Source organism: Dyella sedimenti (assembly GCF_022760995.1).
Classification (GTDB): Bacteria; Pseudomonadota; Gammaproteobacteria; order Xanthomonadales; family Rhodanobacteraceae; genus Dyella; species Dyella sedimenti.
The window spans coordinates 403,448-425,446 of sequence record NZ_JAKWJO010000001.1; the positions used below are offsets into that span (position 1 = coordinate 403,448).

The window sequence follows — 21,999 nt, forward strand, 5'->3', positions numbered from 1 at the left end:
GGTGGATCGAAGGCACAAGAGTCGGATGATGACAGACCGGTCATGGCGCTGTCAGCCTGCCGGGCGTCACGGGCGGGGCCCGGGCGGACCGGGCAGGTGCTTGAATCGCCGACGAAAAGCCTCGGCCGATCGCCGCATTGGCGCGGTCCGGCAGGGGCGCTAGTATCGGCCCACCTCACGCCGAGATGGCCCTCATGGCTCGTGCCGCGCCGTGGTTGACCCTTGTCCTGTGGCTGGCCTCGACGGCAGCGGCCAGCGCGGACGACGGCTCGCGCGCCGCCCTGGAACAGCGCGCCGGCGCGGGCGATGCATCGGCCCAGGTCGCCCTGGGGCGGCTGCTCCAGGGTGATGGCAAGCCGGCGGACCAGGCCGCCGGCACCGCGTGGTACCGCAAGGCGGCACAGGCCGGCGACGCCGAGGGCGCGTGGCTGCTGGGCGGCGCCTATATGGCCGGCACCGGCATCGGACGGGACGTCCCGGCGGCGATCGACTGGATGCGCAAGAGCGTGGCCGCCGACGGCAATCCCGACCATATGGCGGTGCTGGCCGTGGCCCTGCTCAGCACCGGCGGCACGCAGGAAGCCCTGCAATGGGCCCAGCGAGCCGCCGACAAAGGGGCGCCCAAGGGCATGGAAATCGTGGCGATGGCACGGCTGTCAGGCGAGATGGGCCTGCCCAAGGACATCCCGGCCGGCGAGCACTGGCTGCTGCTTGCCGCGCAGAAAGGGGACCCGGACGCGCAGCTGTCGTTGGGCCAGTTCTACGTCTCGGGCCTGTTCGGCCGCCAGGACCCGGCCGCCGCCGTGCGCTGGATGCAGCGCGCGGCCGACGCGGGCAGTGCGCGGGCGGCGGGGACGCTGGCCTACTTCCTGATTACCGGCCGCGACGGCGTGACGGTGGATGCGCCGCGCGGCGTGGCGCTGGCGCGCCAGGCGATGGCCAGCGACGACATGCTGGGGCACTTCGCCCTGGGCGTGGCCTATGTCACCGGCGCCGGCGTGGCGGCGGATCCCGCCGAAGGCTGGTACCAGATCGCCCTGGCCCAGCGCATGGACAGCCAGCAGCAGCTCAAGAGCGCCGGCGACTATCTTTCCCAGGCGGCCGCCAGGCTCACGCCGGCCCAGTTGGACCAGCTCAAGGCGCGAGTGGACGCCGACAGCGCCAGACTCGCCATGCCTTCCAGCTGACGCGCCCGTTCCCCAGCCCGGCCGCTAGCACTCGATCACGTTGACGGCGAGGCCGCCGCGCGAGGTTTCCTTGTATTTGTCCTTCATGTCGCGGCCGGTGTCGCGCATGGTGGCGATCACCTTGTCCAGCGACACGCGGTGCTTGCCGTCGCTCTTGAGCGCCATGCGGCTGGCGTTGATGGCCTTCACCGAGGCCATCGCGTTGCGCTCGATGCAGGGAATCTGCACCAGGCCGCCGATCGGGTCGCAGGTCAGGCCGAGGTTGTGTTCCATGCCGATCTCGGCGGCGTTCTCCACTTGCAGCACGTTGCCGCCCAGCGCGGCGGTGAGTCCGCCCGCGGCCATCGAGCAGGCCACGCCCACTTCGCCCTGGCAACCCACCTCGGCGCCGGAGATGGAGGCGTTCTCCTTGTAGAGGATGCCGATGGCGCCGGCGGTGAGCAGGAACTCGACCACGCCGTTCTCGTCCGACTTCGGGCAGAAGCGGTGGTAGTAGTGCAGCACCGCCGGCACGATGCCCGCCGCGCCGTTGGTGGGCGCGGTGACCACGCGGCCGCCGGTGGCGTTCTCCTCGTTGACCGCCAGCGCGTAGAGGTTCACCCAATCGAGAATGGTCAGCGGATCCTTCAGCGCGGCCTCGGGCTGGGCGCGCAGGTCCTCGGCCATCTGCGGCGCGCGGCGCGCCACCTTGAGGCCGCCGGGCAGCACGCCGGGCGAGCGCAGGCCGCGGTTGACGCAATCCTGCATGGCCTTCCAGATGGCCAGCAGGCCGGCGCGCACTTCGGCCTCGCTGCGCCATACCTTTTCGTTCTCCATCATCAGCTGGGCGATGGAAAGGTGGTGCTTCCGGCACAGTTCCAGCAACTGGTCGCCGGTGGAGAAGGCGTAGGGCAGCTCGGTGGTATCGGCCACGATGCGGTCCTCGGCCGCCTCGTCGTGGTTCACCACGAAGCCGCCGCCGACCGAGTAGTAATCGCGCGTGGCCAGTTCATGGCCTTCGGCGTCGTAGGCGGAAAAGCGCATGCCGTTGGTATGGAACGGCAGCTTCTGGCGCTTGTTGAATACCAGGTCGCGCTTCTCGTCGAAGTCGATCTCGTGCGTGCCCAGCAGGCGCAGCCGATGAGTGGCGCGGATGCGCGAGAGCGTCTCGGGAATGCGGTCGGGATCGACCGTGTCCGGATGCGCGCCCTCGAAGCCCAGCAGCACGGCCTTGTCGGTGCCGTGGCCACGGCCGGTCATGGCCAGCGAGCCGTACAGCTCGGCGCGTACGCGCACCACGCGGTCGAGTACGCCTTTCTCCTCCAGCCAGCGCTCGGCGAAGCGCGATGCGGCGCGCATCGGGCCCACGGTATGCGAGGAGGACGGACCGATGCCGATCTTGAACAGGTCGAAAACGCTGACAGCCATGGAGACACGCGAAAGGGGCGGGGAGAACCATCTATTCTACGCGGCCCGCGCGATGAAATTTGCCGCGCCGCAGCGTGATATCGTGCGCCGCCATGCCGACGCGATTCATGCTTTACCAGCGGGACTACTGCCACCTGTGCGACCAGGCCCTGGCCGTGATGGCCGAGGCGCGCGCGCCGGACTTCGACAGCGTGTGGGTGGACGACGACGCGGCGCTGGAGGCGCGCTACGGTGCGCGCGTCCCCGTGCTGCGTGACACCACCGACGGCCGCGAACTGGACTGGCCGTTCGACGCCGGCGCCGTCCGGGCCTTCCTGGGCGAAGATCTTCCCTTGTAGCGCCCTGCGCGTGACCTGGGAAAGCTCTTGATGGGCTGGTCGCGCACAGGGTGCGTTCCCACAAGGGATAAGGAAGGGAGCCTACTTGGCGCTGAGCACCAGGTGCGCGTTGATCTTCACGTCCGCGCCGATCACCGAGGTGTCGGCGTATTCGCCGCCGCCCACGCCGAAGTCCAGGCGCTTCACCGAGCCGGCCACGTCCAGCGTGGCGCCGCTGCCCTGCGGCTTGAAGGTCACGTCGAGGCTGACCGGCTTGGTCACGCCGCGCAGCGTGAGGTTGCCGTCGGCCACGACCTGGGCGCCGTTCTGGCGGAAGCCGGTGGTGACGAAGTGGGCCTTGGGATATTTCGCCACGTCGAAGAAATCCGCTCCGGGCAGCGCGCCGTCGCGGTCGCTGTCGCCGGTTTTCACGCTGGCCAGGTCCACCTCGACGTCGAACCTGGAGGCGGCGAGCTTGGCCGCGTCGTAGCTGATCGCGGCGGTCCACTGGCCGAAGCTGCCGTCGAAGGACTGGCCCTGGAAACTGCTGGTGAAGCCGAGCCTGCTGCCAGGCTGCACCGCGTAGTCGGCGGCGCCGGCCAGGCCGGGCAGGGCGAGGGCGAACATCAGCGGGAAGGCGAGCGTGAGGCGTTTCATCGGCGTTCTCCTTGGGAGGGGGAGTCGCTGCGCAGCCGGCGGAAGGGAAGCATGCGCAGCAGGGTATCGTCGCGGTCGAGCAGGTGGTGCTTGAGCGCGCCGCCGACGTGCAGCACCAGTACCAGTACCAGGAACCAGAACAGGTTCTCGTGGATGCTGTGCGAGAGATGGCGCAGGTCCGGGTTGGCCGCGGCCAGCGCCGGCAGGTTGAACAGCTTGAAGAACTGCAGCGGCTTGCCGGTGACCGAGTTGAACCACCAGCCGCTCAACGGCAGCGCGGCGATCAGCAGGTAGAGGAGGCCGTGCACGGCATGCGCGGCCCGTTGCTGCCAGCGCGGCGCGGGCTCGTCGGCGGGCTTGCGGTCGGCCAGGCGCCACAGCAGGCGCAGCAGCAGCAGGGCCAGCACGGTGAGGCCGATCGACTTGTGCAGGGCCAGCCAGCTGATCTTCTGCATCGGCGTGCTGGCCAGGTCGTGCAGCAGGCCGAAGATGCCGTTGCCGATGATGAGCAGGGCGGTGGTCCAGTGGAGGAACTTGGCGACCGCGCCCCACCGGCGGGTCGTGCTGCGCAGGCTCATGGCGACTCCTTGTTGTCTTGGGCCTTGTCGTCCTGGATGGCTTCCAGTTCCAGCCACACGCTGACGTCGTGGCCGATGGAGTTGGCATTGGCGGTGATGCCGAAGTCGTCGCGGCGGAGCATGGCGGTGGCCGAGAAGCCGGCGACGGTATGCATGCCGTAGATGGTGCCGCCACGGCGGTTGAGCGTGAACGGCAGGTCCACCGCGCGCGTGATGCCGCGCAGGGTGAGATTGCCGTGCAGCACGCCGTGCGTGTCGTCCTTGCGTTCCACCGAGGTGCTGGCGAAATGCGCGTAGCGCGACGTGCCCGCATCCAGGAACGCGGGCTTGAGCACTGCGGCGTTCCAGTCTTTGTCGCCCATGTCCAGGCTGGCCAGGTCGATGTCCAGCTCGGTGGCGGACTGGCTCCAGTCGTCCGGATCGAAGCGCAGCCAGCCACGGGCGACGTGCAGCCGGCCGAATGGGCGCGAGAAGCCGTCGTGGTCGATGCTGAAGACGATCTGGCTGTGGGTGGTGTCGTAGCGGTAGGCGGCGGGTGCCGCCAGCGCGGCGAACGGCGGCAGGGCGAGCGCCAGGAGCATCGCGAGCCGGCTTGTCAGGCGTGGCGTAGGCATCCCGAGAGTCTGGACGATCCGTGGGAGTGGCGCCAGCGCCGTGCGCGGAAACGGATTGTTTCCCGGCCGGGCATCTAGCCGCCGGGGGGGGCGGCCGTCATCGGCGTGAAACATGGCGGGCGCTCGTGCTGGCCCGGCGCCTCTGGCATCATCGGAGCCCTCTCGGGGGAGATCATGCTGTCGTCCTTGCTGTTCAGTGCCTTCCTGCTTGCGGGCATGCCCACGGCGGTCGCCACGCCCGCCGCGCCCCCGCCTGCCGCGCCGCTGCCCACGCCGCAATTCCGCCGCTACGGCACCGCCGACGGCCTGCCGAGCAGCAGCGTCTACACCGTGGTGCAGGCGCCGGACGGCGCCATGTGGTTCGGTACCAAGAGCGGCATCGCGCGCTATGACGGCGTGGACTTCAAGGTGTTCCGCCATGTCGCGGGCGATCCGCAGTCGCTGTCGAACAACGGCATCGCCACCCTGCTGTTCGATCGCGGCGGCCACTTGTGGGCCGGCGGCCTGGAAGCGGGGCTCAACCGCTACGACGAGCACACCGGCACGTTCCGCCATTGGAAGCACGATCCCGACGATCCGTCGAGCCTGGGCAGCGACAAGGTGTGGTCGGCCGCGCAGGATGGCGATGGCACGCTGTGGGTAGGCACCGCGACGGGCCTGGACCGCATGCGCGCCGATGGACGCGGCTTCGACCACGTGGCGGTGACCGGCGGCGACCCCGCGGCCCTGGGCACGGTCGGCGCGCTGTACGTGGACGCGCACGGGCGGCTCTGGGTCGGCAGCGACAACGGCGTTTTCCGGCGCGATGCATCCGGCGGCTTCCAGCCCATCAAGGCGGACCCGCCCGATGCCGTGCTGGATGCCTGGCGCATCGAGGGCGATGCCGGCGAAGTGCGCATCGCCTCCTCGCATGGGCTGTTCGTGGTGCGCGATGACGGTGTCGCGCACCAGGTCGGGCGCAACGAGCTGCCCGACACCAATGTGCTCAGCAGCATGCGCGACCGCGCCGGCCGGCTGTGGATCGGCACCCAGCGCGGCCTGTTCCTGCAGGAAAAGGATGGCGCGCCGGTGCAGCCGGTGACCAACCAGCCCGTGCTGTACGGCAACCTGCCGGGCACCTGGGTCTGGCAGATCCAGCCCGACCACGAGGGCGGGCTGTGGATCGCGCTGTTCGACGGCGGCGTGGGCTACCTCGCCCCGGGCTGGAACACCGTCAGCCGCTTCACCCACATTCCCGACGACGAGGCCAGCCTGCGCGACTCGGTGGCCTATTCGGTGGCGCGCGGCAGCGACGGCACAGTGTGGGTGGGCCAGCGCAGCGGCCGCGTGGACCGCCTGTGGCCGGCCACGGGCAAGGTCGAGCACGTGGTGTCGGGCCTGCGCGGCGACGTGGTGGCCCTGACCCAGGACCAGCAGGAGCGCCTGTGGATCACCACCCAGGGCGCACTGTTCCGCTACGACCACGGCAAGCTGGACAAGGTGGCGGGCGCCGAGCAGGGCATGAAGCATCCGCTGGAAGTGGAACTCGGGCCCGATGGCGAGCTGTACGCGCGCACCTTCGGCGAAGGCCTGTTCCGCGTGGACCAGGACACCCTGGCGGTCACGCCGGTGCCGTTTCGCCCGGCCCAGGAGCGGGCGCGCTGGGGCAGCCAGATCACCTTGCGGCATGGCGTGTTCTGGTACGCCAGCGACGGCGGCATGTTGCGCCTGGACGCCAGTCGCACTTCCTTCGAGCCGGTGCCGGGGGTGGACAACAGCCAGGCCGTGGACGCCTTCGACTTCACCGGGGACGGCCTGTGGATGGCGCGTCCCGACGGCCTGGAGCACTACCGCTACGACGGCGACGGCCTGCGGCTCGACCGCAAGGTCGATGCGTCGCATGGCTGGCCTTCCATCAACGTGGTCGACCTGGTGGTGGATGGCCATCGGCGCGTATGGATCTTCGGCCGCGACGGCCTGTGGCGCTACGACCCGGCCGACGGGCATTTCCGCGAACTGGGCCTGCAGGATGGCCTCAGCAACGGCGAGTTCATGCGCGGCTACAGCCGCGCGCTCAACGGCGTCATCTATGCACCCACGCTGGGCGGCGTGATGGGCTTCCATCCCGACCATCCCGACGAGAGCACCGCGGCGCCGCCGGTGGCGATCACCCAGCTCACCGTGCGTCGCCGGGGCATCGTGCAGGATCTGCCGGCGCCCGCCTCCGGCGAGGTGTTCCTGGGCTGGCGCGACAGCGGGCTCAGCGTCGAGGCGCGGGTATCCTCGTATATCGATCCGTCCGCCAACCGCTATCGCTTCCACCTGCGCGGCGTGGACACCGGCTGGGTGGACACCGGCAATCGCGGCACGCGCGACCTCACCGGGCTGGCCCATGGCGACTACACGCTGGACGTGATGGGCGCGGATGCCGACGGCCACCAGGTGCAGATCGCCCGGCCGCTGGCGATCCACGTGCAGGCGCCGCCGTGGCTGCGTTGGTGGGCGTGGTGCGGCTACGTGCTGCTGGCGGCGACGCTGCTGTGGCTGGCGCTGCAGGCGTGGCGGCGGCGCCTGGCGCAACGCCACCAGATCCAGCTGGTCGAACAGCGCAGCCGCCTGGCCGAGCAGGCCAGCGCGGCCAAGACGCAATTCCTCGCCACGCTCAGCCATGAGATCCGCACGCCGATGACCGGCGTGATGGGCATGGCCGAGCTGCTGCTCAGCACGCCATTGAACGGCATGCAGCGCGACTACGCCGAGGCCATGCAGCGTTCGGGCGGCATGCTGCTGAAGCTGCTCAACGATGCGCTGGACCTGGCGCGCATCGAGGCCGGCCGGCTGGAGCTGGAGAGCGTGCCATTCGATCCGCGCGCGCTGGTCGAGGACGTGGCCCAACTCGAACGCGGGCAGGCGCGCGCCAAGGGACTGCGCTTCGAGCTGGACATCGCCGCCGACCTGCCGCCGCGCATGGTCGGCGATGCGGTGCGCATCAAGCAGGTGCTGCTGAACCTGGCCAACAACGCCTTGAAGTTCACCGAGCACGGCGGCGTCACCCTGCGCGTGCGGCGCACCGAAGACGGCCTGCGCCTGAGCGTCATCGACACCGGCCCGGGCATTCCCGAGGCCAGCCAGGCGCGGCTGTTCCAGCGCTTCGAGCAGGTCACCGGCCCGCAGCGGCGCGCCGGCAGCGGGCTGGGACTGGCCATCTGCCGCGAACTGGTGGCGATGATGGGCGGCAGCATCGAGCTGGAATCGAAGGTGGCTTTCGGCAGCAGCTTCCACGTGCGCCTGCCCTTGTCGCTAGCGCAGGAGCCCGCCGCTTCGGCCAGCCTGCTCGGCGAGGGCGCGGCCGGCCGCTGCCTGAGCGTGCTGCTGGTGGAGGACGACGCTATCGTCGCGGCGGTGATCCGCGGCCTGCTCGAACGCGCCGGCCATGAGGTGCGCTACGTGGGCAATGGCCTGGCCGCGCTGGCGGAACTGGCGCAGGCGCCCTGCGACGTGATCCTGCTGGACCTGGACCTGCCGGGCATCGACGGTTTCCAGATCGCGCGGCTGATCCGCCAGCGCGAGGAGCCGGGCCAGCGCGTGCCGATCGTGGCGATCACCGCGCGTTCGGGCGGCGACGAGGAAGCGCAGGCGCGCGAGGCGGGCATGGACGGCTTCCTGCGCAAGCCGCTGACCGGCGAGCAACTGCTGGATGCGATCAACGAACGGCTCGCGGCGCGGATCGACGAAGCTGTTCTGTAGGAGCGCACCTTGTGCGCGACCGGGTGACGAAGGGGGGGGCAAGCATCCCTGTCGCGCACAGGGTGCGCTCCCACAACGGCGGCGCCTCACATATCGAACTTGTTAACCTCGAAGCCGCGCTGCCTGTATTCGGTCCAGCGCGTGCGCGAGCCGGTGCGTTCGCCGGGGTCGGCCGCCACCACTTCCAGTACGCGGTCGTAGCGGCCAGGGGCGCAGGCCTCGCGCAGGTTGATTACCAGCGGCCGGTCCGCCGTCTCGATGCCGGGCGGCGCGATCAGCACGGCGGTGTGTTCGTCATCGTCGTCGCCGGCCAACTGGTGCGAGATGAAGCCGTCCTGGTCGAACTCCCACAACAGCTCGTCGATCGCCTCCGCCTGGGCGAAGTCGCGTGCCAGCACCAGCGTGGGCTGCTGCGCGGCGAACGCGCGCTTGGCCAGCTCGCACACCAGCAGCAGCGGCTGTTCGCGGAAGCGCGGCTTGTCGATCAGGTAGAAGTCGGCGCGGGGCATGGCGGAAGCCTTCGATGGTCGTCATTCCGGCCTGCACCGGAATGACGGCGTGGGTGTGGCGCGACGTGTCGATTACACCGTCCGGTCGATCAGCCACTGCACCAGCAACGGCACCGGGCGGCCGGTGGCCAGGCCCTTGCGGCCTTCGTCCCAGGCGGTGCCGGCGATGTCCAGGTGCGCCCAGCGCTGGCCTTCGGTGAAGCGCGCCAGGAAGCAGCCCGCGGTGATCGCGCCGGCGTTCTTGCCGCCGATGTTGGCCACGTCGGCGAAGCCCGATTCCAGCTGCGCCTGGTAGTCGTCCCACAGCGGCAGGCGCCAGGCGCGGTCGAGCGTGTGCTCACCAGCGGCGAGCAGTTCGGCGGCGAGGTCGTCGTGCTTGCTCATCAGGCCGCTGGCGTGCTTGCCCAGCGCGACCACGCAGGCGCCGGTGAGCGTGGCAGCGTCGATCAGCACCTGCGGCTGGAAGGTGCGCGCGGTGTAGGTCAGCGCATCGCACAGGATCAGGCGGCCTTCCGCGTCGGTGTTGAGCACCTCGATGGTGAGGCCGGACAAGCTGGTCAGCACGTCGCCCGGGCGATAGCTGTCGCCGTCGGGCATGTTCTCCACCGCCGGCACCACGCACACCAGGTTCACCGGCAGGCCCAGCTTCACCGTGGCGACGAAGCCGCCGAGCACGCCGGCGGCGCCGCCCATGTCGAACTTCATCTCCTCCATGCCCGGGCCGGGCTTGAGGCTGATGCCGCCGGTGTCGAAGGTGATGCCCTTGCCGACGAAGGCGTAGGGCCTCTCGTCCTCGGCGCCGCCCTTGTACTGCAGGATCACCAGCTTGGGCTTGTTGGCCGAACCGCGGCCCACCGCGAGCAGCGAGCCGAAGCCCAGCTCGCCCATGGTCTCGTGGTCGAGCACGGTGCAATCCACCTTGTCGTGCTGCGCGGCGAACTGCTCGGCCTGGCTGGCGATGTAGGCGGGGTTGCAGATGTTGGGCGGCAGGTTGGCCAGGTCGCGGGCGAAGCGCACGCCCGCGGCGATGGCCACGGCCTGGGCGAGACCGGCCTGGGCGTCCTCGCCGGCAGCGAAGGCGAGGCTGGCCAGCTCCGGCTGCGCGGGCTTCTCGCGCGGCTTGAAAGTGGCGGTGTAGCGATAGGCCGCGTGGTCGGCGGCGAGGGCGGCGGTGCGCACGCGCCAGGCGGCGTCCTGTCCCGGCACGTCCACCTCGGTCAGGTAGGACACCGCGCCGTCGATCGGCAGGCGGCCCAGCGCGCGCGCGGCCTCGATGTTGACCTTCTGATAGCGTGCACCATCGAAGCTCTTCTGCGTTCCCAGTCCGACCACCAGCACGCGCCTGGCCGCGACGCCCTCGGGCGCGTACAGCAGCGCGGTGCTGCCGGCCTTGCCGGTGATGTCGCCGCTTTCCACCTGGCGCTTGATCGCGCCATGCGCCGCGGTGTCCACGCGGGCGGCGGCGCTGGTGAGTACGCCGTTCTCGTAGACGCCGACCACCACGCAGGGGGTGTCGACGGTTTCGGGAGCGGCGGAGCCAAGGCTGAACTGGAGAGTCATGTCGTGTCCTGCGGAAAGGTCCGGGCAGGCCCGGACAGGCTAGACTTGGGGTTTGCCGGTTCCCGATGGGGGCGGCGCCAAGCCCTTCATCTTATCGCATGTCGAGGACCTGTCCCCATGAGCGGGGCGAGAGCGCTTACACTTCACGGCCATTTTCCCCTCCGCGCGCCAGTGTGCCGCGCGGGCCTTTGCGTGCGTGAGGACCGGTGCTGAGCATCCTCGATCGTTATTTCCTGCGCGAGCTGGCGCAGACCGTGGCGGCCACCGCCATCGTGCTGCTGGCGATCATGGCCGGCACCTCGTTCGCGCACGTGCTGCAGCAGGTGGCCAACGGCAGCTTCCCGGCCAGCGTGATGTTCCAGGTGCTGGGCCTGAACATGCTCGACGGCCTGTCCACGCTGCTGCCGCTGTCGGCCTTCCTGGGCGTGCTGAGCGCGCTGGGCCGCATGTATCGCGAGAGCGAGATGCATGTGCTGGCGTCCTCCGGCATGGGCGCCAAGGGCCTGCTGCGCCCGGTGTCGATACTGTCGGTGGCGGTGGCGATCCTGGTGGGCGCCGTGTCGCTGTGGCTGGGCCCCTGGGCCGCGCGCACCTCCGACCAACTGGTGGCCGCGGCCAACCGCTCGGTGATCGCGGCCGGCCTCGACGCGGGCCGCTTCACCGAGCTGCCCGGCAAGGGCGGCATCATCTTCGTCGACGCGCTGAGCCGCGACGGCAGCACGCTGGGCAATACCTTCATCGCCACCGAGCGCATCGGCCGAGACAACGTGCCGCACATCAAGCTGGTGACCGGCAAGCATGGCCAGCTCTACCAGGAAACCGACGGCAGCGGGCGCTTCCTGGCGTTGTGGGACGGCTTCCAGTACGACATCCCGCTGGGCGCGGACAACTGGCGCAAGATGCAGTACGAACGCAACGACGCCTCGCTGGACAGCATCCAGTCCGACGACGACAACGAGGATCCCGCGCACTCGCTGACCCTGGCGCAGTTGCTGAAGACCGACAATCCCGACACGCGCGCCGAGTTCGCCTGGCGCACCATCTCGCCGGCGATGACCCTGGTGCTGCTGGCGCTGGCCCTGCCGCTGTCGCGCCAGAGCCCCCGCGAGCCGCGCTTCGGCCGCTTCTTCCTCGCGGTGCTGACCTTCTATGGCTACTACCTGCTGCTGGCGATCTGCCGCGGCCAGATCATCAAGGGCCATTGGCACCACTCGTTCCCGATGTGGATCGTGACCCTGCTCGTGTTCGGCGTCGCCGCCCGCATGTTCCAGAACCAGTACACCGCGCGCAAGCCGCGCAAGGCCGGTGCCTGATGGCTGCCTTGCGCATCCGCCGCGTCGACTGGCTGGTCGGCGTCACCGTGCTCGGTTCCATGCTGATGGTGTGGCTGGTGATTACCGGCCTGGACGCGGTGTTCCAGTTCCTGCGCCAACTCGGCAATGTCGGCAAGAACGGCTACACCGTGACCAACGCGGTGGTGTACGTGCTGGTGACCTTCCCGCGACGTCTGTACGAGATGTTCGGCAATGCCGCGCTGATCGGCGGCCTGCTGGGCCTGGGCGGCCTGGCTTCCACCAACGAGCTGACCGCGCTGCGCGCGTGCGGCCTGTCCAAGCTGCGCATCGCCGCCTCGGCGGTGGGCGTGGTGGCCATCCTGATGGTCGGCGTGGTGATCCTCGGCGAGACCGCGGCGCCCTGGGGCGACCAGCAGGCGCAGGCGATGCAGCTGCGGCTGAAATCCAACAACGTGGGCCTGGGCGGCGCTTCCGGCCTGTGGGCGCGCGACGGCAACCTGGTCATCAACGCCAAGGGCTGGACGGCCAAGCGCACCGAGACGCACACCACCGTGCAACTGCACGACGTGCGCGTGTTCGCGCTCACTCCGGACGGCCAGGTGACCCGCTTCGACTGGGCCAAGACAGCCGAGCACGACGGCCGCCAGTGGGTGATGCAGAACGTGCGCAGCACAACGCTGGACGAGAAGGGCACGCACTCCACCACGACGGCCAGCCAGCGCTGGGATTCCAAGCTCAATCCGCAGGTGCTTGAGCAGTCGGTGATCCAGCCGCAGTACCTGCCGATGCGCGACCTGCGCCGCAACATCGCCTACCTGGAGCAGAACGGGCAGAACCCCGGCGTGTACGAGTCGGCGTTCTGGGGGCGCGCGCTGTATCCGCTCAACGTGCTGGTGCTGGTGCTACTGGCGATGCCGTTCTCGTTCGGCACGCTGCGCTCGGGCGGCCTGGGCAAGCGCATGTTCATCGGCATGCTGCTGGCGATCGGCTGGTACTTCCTGCAGAAGGCGATGGTGAACTTCGGCACCGTGTACGGCGTGCCGCCGCTGGTGGCCAACCTGCTGCCCGCGGTGATCCTGGCGGTGATCGCCTGGCTGTATTTCAGGAAGAACGGGTAGCGAGCCGCTGCCCTTTCCCCTTTGTGGGAGTTTTGTTGTGGGAGCGCACCCTGTGCGCGACTGCGGTGCCATTAGGGGGCGGGGGATGGGTAGCGGGGGCGCCAAGTCCGGCCACCCGAGGCCAGCCTGCATGTTGCGACAGAAGTGGGTTTTTGCGCCCCCACTACCCATCTCCCGCCCCCAGGCTCACCGCCAGTCGCGCACAGGGTGCGCTCCCACAGGAAAAAAGCGGGGATCAGCCATCCTCCTCCGCATCCGCCACGAACTTCCCTTCCTCCGCCAGCTGCGCAAACAACCCGCCCTGGCGGATCAAGTCCTCGAACTTGCCCTGTTCCACCAGTCGGCCCTGGTCCAGCACGAGGATCAGGTCGGCATGGCGCACGGTGGACAGGCGGTGCGCGATCACGAAGGTGGTGCGGCCCACGGTGAGCCGGTCGAGCGCGCGCTGGATGCGCGCCTCGGTGGCGTTGTCCAGCGCGCTGGTGGCCTCGTCCAGGATCAGGATCGGCGCGTCCTTGAGCATGGCGCGCGCGATCGCCAGGCGCTGGCGCTCGCCGCCCGACAACGAGCGGCCGCGCTCGGCCACCAGGGTTTCCAGTCCTTCCGGCTTGCGCGCGATGAAGGCCGCCGCTTCCGCCGCCGCCACGGCCGAGGCGATGGCCGCGTCGTCCGCCTCCGGGTTGCCCACGCGCAGGTTTTCCAGGATCGAGCGGTAGAACATGCCCGCGTCCTGGAACACCACGCCGATGTTCCTGCGCAGCGATTCCAGCGTCACCTCGCGCACGTCGTGGCCGTCGATGGTGACGCGGCCGGCGCTGGGGTCGTAGGCGCGGTAGAGCAGGCTCAGCGCCGTGCTCTTGCCGGCGCCGGTCGGTCCCACCAGGGCGATGGTGCTGCCCGGCGCGGCGCGGAAATTCAGGTCGTGCAGGGCGGGCTGCACCGGGTCGTAGCCGAAGCTGACGTGCTTGAACACCACCTCGCCGCGCACGCGCGGCAGTTCGATGGCGCCGGGGCGGTCCTCGATCTCCGCCTTGCGGTCCAGCACGGTGAAGAAATCGCGCAGCGACTGCGACTGGAAGAACAGGTTGGAGAGGAAGGTGGCGAACTGCTCCAGCCGGCCGATCAGCAGCATCGAGAAGCCCACGAAGCTGACGATGCCGCCCACGCTGATTTCCCCGCGCGCATGCAGCGCCGCGCCCACCGCGAAGATCGCCACGATGGTCAGCGTACTTGCCGCGCGGTTGAGCACCGAGAGGATCGCCCAGCCGCGCAGCACCGGGTATTGCGCGTCCAGCGTGCGCGTCATCAGCTCGCGCAGCGCGCGTGACTCGGCGGCCAGCCGGGTGAAGCTCTGCACCACCGTCACGTTGCCGAACACGTCGCCGGCGCGCGTGGCGATTTCCTGGTGCAGCTCCTCCACCTCGCCCTGGGCCCGGTGCGTGCGCCGCACCGCCACCGCGTTGAACACCGAGAAGCACACCAGCAGGGCGATCATCAGCAACGCCAGCTTCCAGTTCAGCGCCAGCGCCACCGGCACCATCACCACGATCGACAGCAGCGTGGCGAGATGTTCGCGGAAGAAGCTCAACCACAGGTTGAACAGGTTGCCCACGCCCACGTTCATGATGCGCGACAGCCGTCCCGTGTGGTACTCGCCATGGAACGACAAGGGCATCGACGCGGCGTGCTCGAAGAACAGCGCGATGGCCGCCAGGCGCCGCCGGTGCGCCAGCCGGTCGGCATGCAGCGACACCCACACGTTGGCCAGCACGCCGGCGAAACCCACGCCCGCCCACAACGCGATCAGCCGGGGTGCCCGGCGCCCGCTGCCGGACAGCGCGTCCACCACCCGGCCGAACAGCACCGGCTCCAGGAAGAACACGCCGGCCAGCGCGAGGTTGGCCAGCGCCAGCGTGATCGCCAGCTTCCGCTCGGGCGCGAGCAGCCCGATGACGCGCAGGTACAGGCGCAGGAACGACATGCCTAGGCTCCTTGTGGCAAGCGGCCGTCTCGACGTCCGCTCCTGGCCACAGAGGCTAGCCGATGCCGGTGTCGCCGGGCAGTGGAGGAGGCTTGCGGCGGCGAGGTCCGGCGCGCAAGCTGCGGGCCTGTTTTCCTTCGTGAGCGAGCCCCGTGGAACCGATCGACCTGCGCAGCGACACCGTCACCCGTCCCACCACCGCCATGCGCGCGGCCATGCTGGATGCGCCCGTGGGCGACGACGTGTACGGCGAGGATCCCACCGTCAACGCGCTGCAGCGGCGCCTGGCCGACGAGCTGGGCTTCGAGGCCGCGCTGTTCGTGCCCACCGGCACGCAATCGAACCTGCTGGCGCTGATGTCGCATTGCGAGCGCGGCGATGAGTACCTGGTCGGCGCCGACGCGCACACCTACAAGTTCGAGGGCGGCGGCGCGGCGGTGCTGGGCTCGATCCAGCCGCAGCCGATCCCGCACGACGCCGACGGCACGCTGCCGCTGGACAGGCTGGCCGCCGCGATCAAGCCGGTCGACCCGCATTTCGCCCGCACCCGCCTGCTGGCGCTGGAGAACACCTGGCACGGCCGCGTGCTGCCGCTGGACTACCTCAAGGCCGCCCACGACTTCGCCCGCGAGCGCGGCCTGGGCCTGCACCTGGACGGCGCGCGCCTGTTCAACGCCGCCATCGCCAGCGGGGTGGCGGCGCGCGAGATCGCCCGCCATTTCGACAGCGTCTCGGTGTGCCTGTCCAAGGGCCTGGGCGCGCCGGTCGGCTCGGTGCTGGTGGGCTCGGCGGCGCTGATCGACAAGGCCCGCCGCTGGCGTAAGGTCGCCGGCGGCGGCTGGCGCCAGGCCGGCCTGCTGGCCGCCGCCGCGAACCATGCACTGGACCATCACGTGGCCCGCCTGGCCGACGACCATGCCCGCGCCGCGACGCTGGCGGCCGGCCTGGCAGACATCCCCGGCATCAGGCTGCTGGGCCAGTTCACCAACATGGTGTTCATCGACGTACCGGCCGACCGCCTGCGTGAATTGGACGTCCATTTGCGCGAGGCGGGGGTGCGCATCAGCATCGGCTATTTGCCGACGTTGCGGCTGGTGACGCATCTGGACGTGGATGACGAAGGGGTGGTCCGGACGGTGGAGGCGTTCAGGGAGTTCTTCGGGGGGAGATGAGAGCGACTCTTTTGCGCGTCATCCCGGCGCACCCCACAAAAGGGGGCAAGGGCCGGGATGACGAGCGAAGAGCGGGAGGCCCCCTCCCAACGAGGTGACTTACCTCTTCTCCGCCTTGCGGATGAACTCCCGCACCTGCGGGTACACCTTCTCGCGCCAGCGCCGGCCGCTGAAGATGCCGTAGTGGCCCGCGCCCTGCACCACGTGGTGCGCGCGGCGGTTGGAAGGGATGCCGCTGCACAGGTCGTGCGCGGCTTCGGTCTGGCCCAGGCCAGCGATGTCGTCGAGCTCGCCCTCGATGGTGAGCAGGGCGGTGTCGGTGATCGCCGCGGGACGTACGCGTTCGCCGAACACGTCCCACAGGCCGCGCGGCAGCAGGAACTGCTGGAACACGGTGGAGATGGTGTCCAGGTAGAACTCGGCCGGCATGTCGAGCACCGCGTTGTACTCGTCGTAGAACTTGCGGTGCGCCTCGGCGTCTTCCTGGTCGCCGCGCAGCAGGTTCTCATAGAAGTCCCAGTGCGAATTGACGTGCCGGCCGGGGTTCATCGCGATGAATCCCGCGTGCTGCAGGAAGCCGGGGTAGACCTCGCGGCCGCGGCCCGGGTAGTTCAGCGGCACGGTATGGATCACGTTGCTCTTGAACCAGCTCAGCGGGTGCGTGGTGGCCAGGTTGTTGACGCCGGTGGGGTTGCTGCGCGGCTCGATCGGGCCGCCCATCATGGTCATGCTGAGCGGAGTGTCCTCGCCGTGCGCGGCCATCAGCGATACCGCGGCCAGCACCGGCACCGTCGGCTGGCAGACCGAGATGACGTGGACGCTTTTGGCGCCGATATGGCGGATGAATGCCTGGATGTACGCCACGTAGTCGTCCAGGTGGAACGCGCCCTCGCTGGCCGGCACCATGCGCGCGTCGACCCAGTCGGTGATGTAGACCTTGTGGTCGTTGAGCAGGGTGCGCACGGTGTCGCGCAGCAGGGTGGCGTGATGGCCCGACAGCGGCGCCACCACCAGCACGACCGGATCGTTCTTCAGCCGCTCGATGATCTCCGGATCGTCGCTGAAGCGCTTGAAGCGCTTGAGCTGGCAGAACGGCATGTCCAGCACCACGCGCTCGATCACGGCGATTTCCTGCCCGTGCGCGGTGACCTGCTGGAGGTTGAAGGCGGGCTTCTCGTAGTCCTTGCCGAGGCGGTGCAGCAGCTCGTAGCCGGCCGCCATGCGCTGGGCTCCCGGTACCCGCGAGAACGGGCTGGAGAGGTCGCTGAACATCTTCGCGCTGGCTTCGGCGTAATGGCTCAGTGGGCCGAGGACGGCACGTTGCCACTCATGGATCTGATAGAGCATGTAGGACAAACCGGAAGCATCGGAGAGGCGATATCTTACTCGGTTTGTTGGCGGCGTGTTGCGGTGCCGCATCGTCTCATGGTTTTTGAATCAGTCGCTTACGCGCGGCGGCAGAGCAGCAGCAGCTCGTCCACGCCGGGGCCGGCGGCCGCCATGCCACCTTGCCAGCGCAGCGGTTTCTGCAGGCGCAGGCCCAGCGGCATGATCACGTGGTTGTACCACCACAGGGCGCGCTCGCGCCGGTGCGTGAGATACCACTGGCCCAGCCCGAGCAGGGTGGAAGAGGCCGGCTGCATGCCGTAGACGGCGCTCTGCTCGATGCTCCAGCCGTGGGCGGCCAGGCGGTCGGCGATCTGCGCCGGCTCGTAGCGACGGTAGTGCCCTACGAATTCGTCGAACCCGCTCCAGGCCGACATGTGCAGCGGCACGGAAAGCAGCAGGCGCGCATCCGCGGCGGCCACGCGCGACAGCTCGCGCAGCGCCTTGTCGTCGTCCAGCACGTGCTCGAGGATGTCGAGCGCGCAGATCAGGTCGAAACCGGCGTCGGGGCAGGGCAGGGCGGTGATGGCGCCCCGGATGGCGCTAGCGCCCAGGGCGCGCAGTCCAGCGAGCGCCTTCTGGCTGATGTCGACGAAGCAGGTGCCATCCAGCGGCAGGCGCGGACGCAGCCCCGGCGCCACCTCGAGGCGTCGCGGCAGCGCCATGGCCAGTTCGCGCACCATCGGCCAGGTGTTGAAGCGCCCGGGATCGACCAGCCGCGAGCCGCCCCACAGCGACTCGTAGAACTTCTGGTTGATCCGGGTAAGTTCCGCGGCGGTATGGCGTGGCAAGGCAAGCGTCGGCATACGCGCAGTGTGGTCGGAATACACCTCACGCGGATGTGAAGCTCAGCCGATCCTGCGCAATTCGGTGCGTGCGATCACATCCTGCAGGGCGCGCTGGCGAGGATCGAAGGCCGCCACGCCGAACCAGAGCGCCCAGGCGGCGGCCAGCGCCCACAGCGCCGCGCGCGCGCCGATCCAGGGCGCCAGCGCCAACAGCAGCAGGGGCGCCGCGCCGGCCAGCAGGCGCAGCAGCGCGCGTGCCGGCGAGAGGCGGCCGCCCTGCGTATCGGTGACGCGGATGCGCCAGGGCCGCATGCCCAGGGTCTGCCCGCCGCGCAGCCACGAGGCCAGGAAATAGGCCGACACCACCAGCCCTTGCAGCGGCTGGTACCACCAGGCGATGCGCGCGCCATCGTTGCTGACCAGCTGGCCGCCGGTCAGCCGCTGGCACACGTAGCCGACCACCATCACGATGGCCAGCACGGCGAGCAGGTCGTAGAGCAGGGCGGCCAGTCGGCGCCAGAGCGGGCAGGTGGCGGCGGGGGCGGGGCGGGCATTCATCACGGGAACACGTCGGCGGAGGGCAATGGCGCTTGCACGCAGGAAGGCCGGCGGCGAGCATCGCCCCATGCAGCAAGATTCCCCAAGTATCGCCGAAGCCGATCGTCTGAGCATTGCCGCCTTCCTCGAACGGGTATGGTCCGAGGATGGGCTGTCCGACCGCACGCTCGACGCCTACCGCCGCGACCTCGAAGGACTGGCGCGCTGGCTGGGCGAGCGCGGCCTCGGCCTGCGCAGCGCCCAGCGCCAGCACCTTTCCGCCTACCACGGCAGCCAGCCAGTGGCGGTGCGTTCGCTGGCGCGGCGGCAATCGTCGTTCCGGCGCTACTACGCCTACCTGGCGCGCACCGAGCCCGGTTTCGACGATCCCACCCTGTTGATCGAGCGGCCCAAGACCCCGCGCAGCCTGCCCAAGGCGCTGGCCGAGCGGGAGATCGAGCGGCTGCTCGACGCGCCGGACGTGGGCACCACGCTGGGCCTGCGCGACCGCGCCATGCTGGAGCTGATGTACGCCTCCGGGCTGCGTGTCTCGGAGCTGGTCGAGCTGCCGCTGGCCGCGCTCAACCTGCGCCAGGGCGTGGTGCGGGTGACCGGCAAGGGCGGCAAGGACCGACTGGTGCCCATCGGCGAGGTGGCCGCCGGGCATATCGAGGCCTACCTGGCCACGGCGCGGCCGGTGCTGGCGCGCGGCCGCCAGCCGGCGGCGCTGTTCCTCAGCAAGCGCGGCGAGGGCATGACCCGCCAGATGTTCTGGACCCTGGTCAAGCGCTATGCCGTGGGCGTGGGCATCGTGGCCAAGCGCATCTCGCCGCACGTGCTGCGCCACTCCTTCGCCACCCACCTGCTCAACCACGGCGCCGACCTGCGCGCGCTGCAGATGCTGCTGGGACACAGCGCGCTGAGCACCACGCAGATCTACACGCTGGTGGCGAAGGAAGGGCTGAAGCGGCTGCATGCGCAGCATCATCCGAGGGGATGAAGGAAGGGACGAGTGATGAGTAGCGAGGGCGCAAGTCCGCACGCTTTTCTTGCATCGCCGCGGCCCGGAAACCTGGCTACGGCATCAAGTCGCTTCTCCGACTGCCGGACTTGCGCCCTCGCCACTCGCCCCTAACCCCTGGCCGACGCTGTGAGAAGATAAGCCTCCCCTGGTCCCCAAGCCGCGCCCCCGCCCGAGGTCCCCGATGTTCAAGCAATGGTTGCTGGCCCTGTGCGTCAGCGGTTTCGCGCTCAATGCCTGCGCCGCGCCGGATGGCGCCGCGGCCGGGCCCGAGGCCGCCGTGCGCAAGGCGGTGCTGTCCTTCGCGCCCAAGGTGAGCATCGACTCGATCAAGCCGGCGCCGATGCCGGGCTTCTACCAGGTGATCGCCTCGGGCCAACTGGTGTACGTCAGCACCGACGGCAAGTACATGATGAACGGCGACCTGATCGACCTGGGCGCCCACAAGAACGTCAGCGACGACGGCTGGGCCGCCTTCCGCAAGGCCGAGCTGGCCAAGGTGCCGGCGGCGGACCGCATCGTGTTCGGGCCGGCCAACCCGCGCTATCGGGTCACCGTGTTCACCGACGTCAATTGCGCCTACTGCCGCCAGCTGCACGAGCATGTGGCCGAGTTCAACAAGGCCGGCATCGCGCTGGAATACGTGGCCTGGCCGCGCGAGGGCGTGACCAACGAGGCCGGGCGCACCACGCCGACCTACAACGAGATGGTCTCGGTATGGTGCGCGGCCGACCGCAAGGCCGCCTTCACCTCCGCCAAGCAGGGCAAGGCGCCGAAGGCGGCCAATTGCCCCAATCCGGTGAAGGATGAATTCGACCTGGGCGTGAAGCTGGGCGTCACCGGCACCCCGACCATCATCGCCGAGGACGGCAGCATGCTGGGCGGCTACGTGACGCCCGAGCAGATGCTGGCCCTGCTGCGCAAGCACGAGGCCGACGGCGGCTGATCCAGCCGCGCATGGCGCCTAGCATGGAGCAGGGTGCCTTGTCTTGACCTGTTCGCGAAACCTCGATAGGCGTCGGCCTAGACTTTCCTCTCCCCACTCACGCCAGCGATCTGCGCGAACGGCGTGGGCGCCGAATCATCGAGAACCGAGAGGAGATCACCATGAAGGCACTGGTTTATCGCGGCGTGGGCGACATCGCGCTGGAGGATCGCCCGGAACCGCAGCTGCAGGAACCCGGCGATGCCGTGGTGCGGCTGCTCAAGACCACCCTGTGCGGCACCGACCTGCACATCATCAAGGGCGACGTGCCGACCTGCACGCCAGGACGCATCCTGGGCCATGAGGGCGTGGGCATCGTCGAGCAGGCGGGGCCGGCGGTCAGCCAGTTCAAGCCCGGCGACCGGGTGCTGATCTCCTGCATCACCTCCTGCGCCAAGTGCGATTTCTGCCGCAAGGGCATGCCCTCGCATTGCCGTACCGGCGGCTGGATCCTGGGCAACGCCATCGACGGCACCCAGGCCGAGAAGGTGCGCATTCCCCATGCCGACACCAGCCTGCACCACCTGCCCGAGGGCGTGGAGGAGGAGGCCATGGTGATGCTCAGCGACATCCTGCCCACCGGCTTCGAGTGCGGCGTGCTCAACGGCAAGGTGCAGCCCGGCGGCTCGGTGGCCATCGTGGGTTCCGGCCCGGTCGGCCTGGCCGCCCTGCTCACCGCCCAGTTCTATACGCCCGCGCGCATCATCATGATCGACCTGGACGACAACCGGCTCGCCGTGGCCCGCCAGTTCGGCGCCACCGACACGCTGAACGCGGCCGATCCCCAGCTGGTGGAGAAGGTCATGGCGATGACCGGCGGCCTGGGCGTGGACAGCGCCATCGAGGCAGTGGGCGTGCCGGCCACCTTCACCCTGTGCGAGAGCCTGATCGCCCCCGGCGGCGACATCGCCGTGCTGGGCGTGCATGGCGTGCCGGTGTCGCTGCACCTGGAACGCCTGTGGTCCCACAACATCACCCTGCACACCCGGCTGGTGGACGCGGTGACCACGCCCATGCTGCTCAAGAGCGTGCAGGCGGGCAAGCTGCAGCCTTCACAGCTGATTACCCACCACTTCGCTCTGGCGGACATCCTCCAGGCCTACCATGCCTTCGGGCAGGCGGCCCAGAACAAGGCGTTGAAGGTGATCGTCAGCGTCTGAG

At 69.5% G+C, this 21,999-nt stretch carries 19 protein-coding genes; 9 read left to right on the plus strand and 10 right to left on the minus strand.

The genetic code is table 11. The annotated features are described in order from the left end of the window. The first annotated feature begins 194 nt into the window (after window positions 1–194). Complete coding sequence (locus MJ605_RS01810) at window positions 195–1,187, plus strand: tetratricopeptide repeat protein (protein ID WP_243039145.1); 993 nt, start codon at window positions 195–197, stop codon at window positions 1,185–1,187. 24 nt (window positions 1,188–1,211) lie between these two features. Here the strand turns inward: MJ605_RS01810 and MJ605_RS01815 are convergent, their stop codons facing one another. Next, entirely contained in the window at window positions 1,212–2,594 is a 1,383-nt protein-coding gene (locus MJ605_RS01815) for an L-serine ammonia-lyase (RefSeq protein WP_243039146.1), read from the minus strand. 92 nt (window positions 2,595–2,686) lie between these two features. Here MJ605_RS01815 and MJ605_RS01820 point away from each other — a divergent pair, with 92 nt between their 5' ends. Next, a complete protein-coding gene (locus MJ605_RS01820; RefSeq protein ID WP_243039147.1) occupies window positions 2,687–2,932 on the plus strand; it encodes a glutaredoxin family protein in 246 nt (81 codons plus the stop codon). A gap of 81 nt (window positions 2,933–3,013) precedes the next feature. On the opposite strand, the gene MJ605_RS01825 is transcribed toward MJ605_RS01820, so the two are convergent. The 3 genes from MJ605_RS01825 to MJ605_RS01835 are packed head-to-tail and all read right to left on the minus strand — an operon-like array spanning window position 3,014 to window position 4,727. Continuing rightward, the gene (locus tag MJ605_RS01825; RefSeq protein ID WP_243039148.1) at window positions 3,014–3,568 is read right to left on the minus strand and encodes a YceI family protein; all 555 of its coding nucleotides are present in this window, start codon (window positions 3,566–3,568) and stop codon (window positions 3,014–3,016) included. Continuing rightward, on the minus strand, window positions 3,565–4,146 hold the full coding sequence (locus MJ605_RS01830; protein ID WP_243039149.1) for a cytochrome b: 582 nt from the start codon (window positions 4,144–4,146) through the stop codon (window positions 3,565–3,567). The genes MJ605_RS01825 and MJ605_RS01830 overlap by 4 nt, the downstream gene beginning before the upstream one ends. Then, window positions 4,143–4,727, minus strand: coding sequence for a YceI family protein (locus MJ605_RS01835; protein WP_243039150.1), 585 nt, complete (start codon window positions 4,725–4,727; stop codon window positions 4,143–4,145). The genes MJ605_RS01830 and MJ605_RS01835 overlap by 4 nt, the downstream gene beginning before the upstream one ends. Before the next feature lie 207 nt (window positions 4,728–4,934). On the opposite strand from MJ605_RS01835, the gene MJ605_RS01840 reads away from it, so the two are divergent. Beyond that, the gene (locus MJ605_RS01840) at window positions 4,935–8,486 is read left to right on the plus strand and encodes a hybrid sensor histidine kinase/response regulator (RefSeq protein WP_243039151.1); all 3,552 of its coding nucleotides are present in this window, start codon (window positions 4,935–4,937) and stop codon (window positions 8,484–8,486) included. 86 nt (window positions 8,487–8,572) lie between these two features. Here the strand turns inward: MJ605_RS01840 and MJ605_RS01845 are convergent, their stop codons facing one another. Both MJ605_RS01845 and MJ605_RS01850 read right to left on the minus strand, forming a co-directional pair. Further along, a complete protein-coding gene (locus tag MJ605_RS01845; RefSeq protein WP_243039152.1) occupies window positions 8,573–8,995 on the minus strand; it encodes a DNA polymerase III subunit chi in 423 nt (140 codons plus the stop codon). Between the two features lie 72 nt (window positions 8,996–9,067). Beyond that, window positions 9,068–10,555, minus strand: a complete 1,488-nt coding sequence (locus MJ605_RS01850; protein ID WP_243039153.1) for a leucyl aminopeptidase — start codon at window positions 10,553–10,555, stop codon at window positions 9,068–9,070. A gap of 206 nt (window positions 10,556–10,761) precedes the next feature. Here MJ605_RS01850 and lptF point away from each other — a divergent pair, with 206 nt between their 5' ends. Next, window positions 10,762–11,868 carry an LPS export ABC transporter permease LptF gene (gene lptF / locus MJ605_RS01855; protein WP_243039154.1) on the plus strand — a complete coding sequence of 369 codons (1,107 nt, stop codon included), beginning with the start codon at window positions 10,762–10,764 and terminating at the stop codon, window positions 11,866–11,868. After that, a complete protein-coding gene (gene lptG, locus MJ605_RS01860; protein WP_243039155.1) occupies window positions 11,868–12,968 on the plus strand; it encodes an LPS export ABC transporter permease LptG in 1,101 nt (366 codons plus the stop codon). The genes lptF and lptG overlap by 1 nt, the downstream gene beginning before the upstream one ends. Before the next feature lie 235 nt (window positions 12,969–13,203). On the opposite strand, the gene MJ605_RS01865 is transcribed toward lptG, so the two are convergent. Further along, complete coding sequence (locus tag MJ605_RS01865; RefSeq protein WP_243039156.1) at window positions 13,204–14,949, minus strand: glucan ABC transporter ATP-binding protein/ permease; 1,746 nt, start codon at window positions 14,947–14,949, stop codon at window positions 13,204–13,206. Window positions 14,950–15,101: 152 nt separating this feature from the next. Between MJ605_RS01865 and ltaE the strand changes: the two genes are divergently transcribed. Continuing rightward, complete coding sequence (gene ltaE, locus MJ605_RS01870; protein WP_243039157.1) at window positions 15,102–16,121, plus strand: low-specificity L-threonine aldolase; 1,020 nt, start codon at window positions 15,102–15,104, stop codon at window positions 16,119–16,121. 99 nt (window positions 16,122–16,220) lie between these two features. On the opposite strand, the gene MJ605_RS01875 is transcribed toward ltaE, so the two are convergent. From MJ605_RS01875 to MJ605_RS01885, 3 genes are all read right to left on the minus strand, one after another. Then, window positions 16,221–17,468: a polyhydroxyalkanoate depolymerase gene (locus MJ605_RS01875; protein WP_243039158.1), complete on the minus strand. Its 1,248-nt coding sequence runs from the start codon at window positions 17,466–17,468 to the stop codon at window positions 16,221–16,223. A gap of 98 nt (window positions 17,469–17,566) precedes the next feature. Further along, window positions 17,567–18,298, minus strand: a complete 732-nt coding sequence (locus MJ605_RS01880) for a class I SAM-dependent methyltransferase (protein ID WP_345779509.1) — start codon at window positions 18,296–18,298, stop codon at window positions 17,567–17,569. A 57-nt stretch (window positions 18,299–18,355) separates the two neighbouring features. Next, entirely contained in the window at window positions 18,356–18,853 is a 498-nt protein-coding gene (locus tag MJ605_RS01885) for an RDD family protein (protein WP_243039160.1), read from the minus strand. Window positions 18,854–18,920: 67 nt separating this feature from the next. On the opposite strand from MJ605_RS01885, the gene xerD reads away from it, so the two are divergent. The 3 genes from xerD to MJ605_RS01900 all read left to right on the plus strand — a co-directional run bounded on the left by xerD (window position 18,921) and on the right by MJ605_RS01900 (window position 21,998). Beyond that, window positions 18,921–19,832 (plus strand): site-specific tyrosine recombinase XerD, encoded by a 912-nt coding sequence (gene xerD / locus MJ605_RS01890; protein WP_243039161.1) that lies wholly within the window; start codon window positions 18,921–18,923, stop codon window positions 19,830–19,832. Between the two features lie 205 nt (window positions 19,833–20,037). Continuing rightward, entirely contained in the window at window positions 20,038–20,799 is a 762-nt protein-coding gene (locus tag MJ605_RS01895) for a DsbC family protein (RefSeq protein ID WP_243039162.1), read from the plus strand. Window positions 20,800–20,960: 161 nt separating this feature from the next. Then, the gene (locus MJ605_RS01900; protein ID WP_243039163.1) at window positions 20,961–21,998 is read left to right on the plus strand and encodes a zinc-dependent alcohol dehydrogenase family protein; all 1,038 of its coding nucleotides are present in this window, start codon (window positions 20,961–20,963) and stop codon (window positions 21,996–21,998) included. Window position 21,999 lies beyond the last annotated feature (1 nt).

Excerpts from the sequence above, each read along its gene's own strand:
- lptG (WP_243039155.1), top strand. The coding sequence starts at position 11,868 with ATGGCTGCCTTGCGCATCCGCCGCGTCGACTGGCTGGTCGGCGTCACC.
- MJ605_RS01830 (WP_243039149.1), bottom strand. The coding sequence starts at position 4,146 with ATGAGCCTGCGCAGCACGACCCGCCGGTGGGGCGCGGTCGCCAAGTTC.
- MJ605_RS01810 (WP_243039145.1), top strand. The coding sequence starts at position 195 with ATGGCTCGTGCCGCGCCGTGGTTGACCCTTGTCCTGTGGCTGGCCTCG.
- MJ605_RS01835 (WP_243039150.1), bottom strand. The coding sequence starts at position 4,727 with ATGCTCCTGGCGCTCGCCCTGCCGCCGTTCGCCGCGCTGGCGGCACCC.
- MJ605_RS01840 (WP_243039151.1), top strand. The coding sequence starts at position 4,935 with ATGCTGTCGTCCTTGCTGTTCAGTGCCTTCCTGCTTGCGGGCATGCCC.
- xerD (WP_243039161.1), top strand. The coding sequence starts at position 18,921 with ATGCAGCAAGATTCCCCAAGTATCGCCGAAGCCGATCGTCTGAGCATT.
- MJ605_RS01850 (WP_243039153.1), bottom strand. The coding sequence starts at position 10,555 with ATGACTCTCCAGTTCAGCCTTGGCTCCGCCGCTCCCGAAACCGTCGAC.
- MJ605_RS01895 (WP_243039162.1), top strand. The coding sequence starts at position 20,038 with ATGTTCAAGCAATGGTTGCTGGCCCTGTGCGTCAGCGGTTTCGCGCTC.
- MJ605_RS01900 (WP_243039163.1), top strand. The coding sequence starts at position 20,961 with ATGAAGGCACTGGTTTATCGCGGCGTGGGCGACATCGCGCTGGAGGAT.
- MJ605_RS01865 (WP_243039156.1), bottom strand. The coding sequence starts at position 14,949 with ATGTCGTTCCTGCGCCTGTACCTGCGCGTCATCGGGCTGCTCGCGCCC.
- MJ605_RS01875 (WP_243039158.1), bottom strand. The coding sequence starts at position 17,468 with ATGCTCTATCAGATCCATGAGTGGCAACGTGCCGTCCTCGGCCCACTG.
- MJ605_RS01845 (WP_243039152.1), bottom strand. The coding sequence starts at position 8,995 with ATGCCCCGCGCCGACTTCTACCTGATCGACAAGCCGCGCTTCCGCGAA.
- MJ605_RS01825 (WP_243039148.1), bottom strand. The coding sequence starts at position 3,568 with ATGAAACGCCTCACGCTCGCCTTCCCGCTGATGTTCGCCCTCGCCCTG.
- MJ605_RS01815 (WP_243039146.1), bottom strand. The coding sequence starts at position 2,594 with ATGGCTGTCAGCGTTTTCGACCTGTTCAAGATCGGCATCGGTCCGTCC.
- MJ605_RS01885 (WP_243039160.1), bottom strand. The coding sequence starts at position 18,853 with ATGAATGCCCGCCCCGCCCCCGCCGCCACCTGCCCGCTCTGGCGCCGA.
- MJ605_RS01820 (WP_243039147.1), top strand. The coding sequence starts at position 2,687 with ATGCCGACGCGATTCATGCTTTACCAGCGGGACTACTGCCACCTGTGC.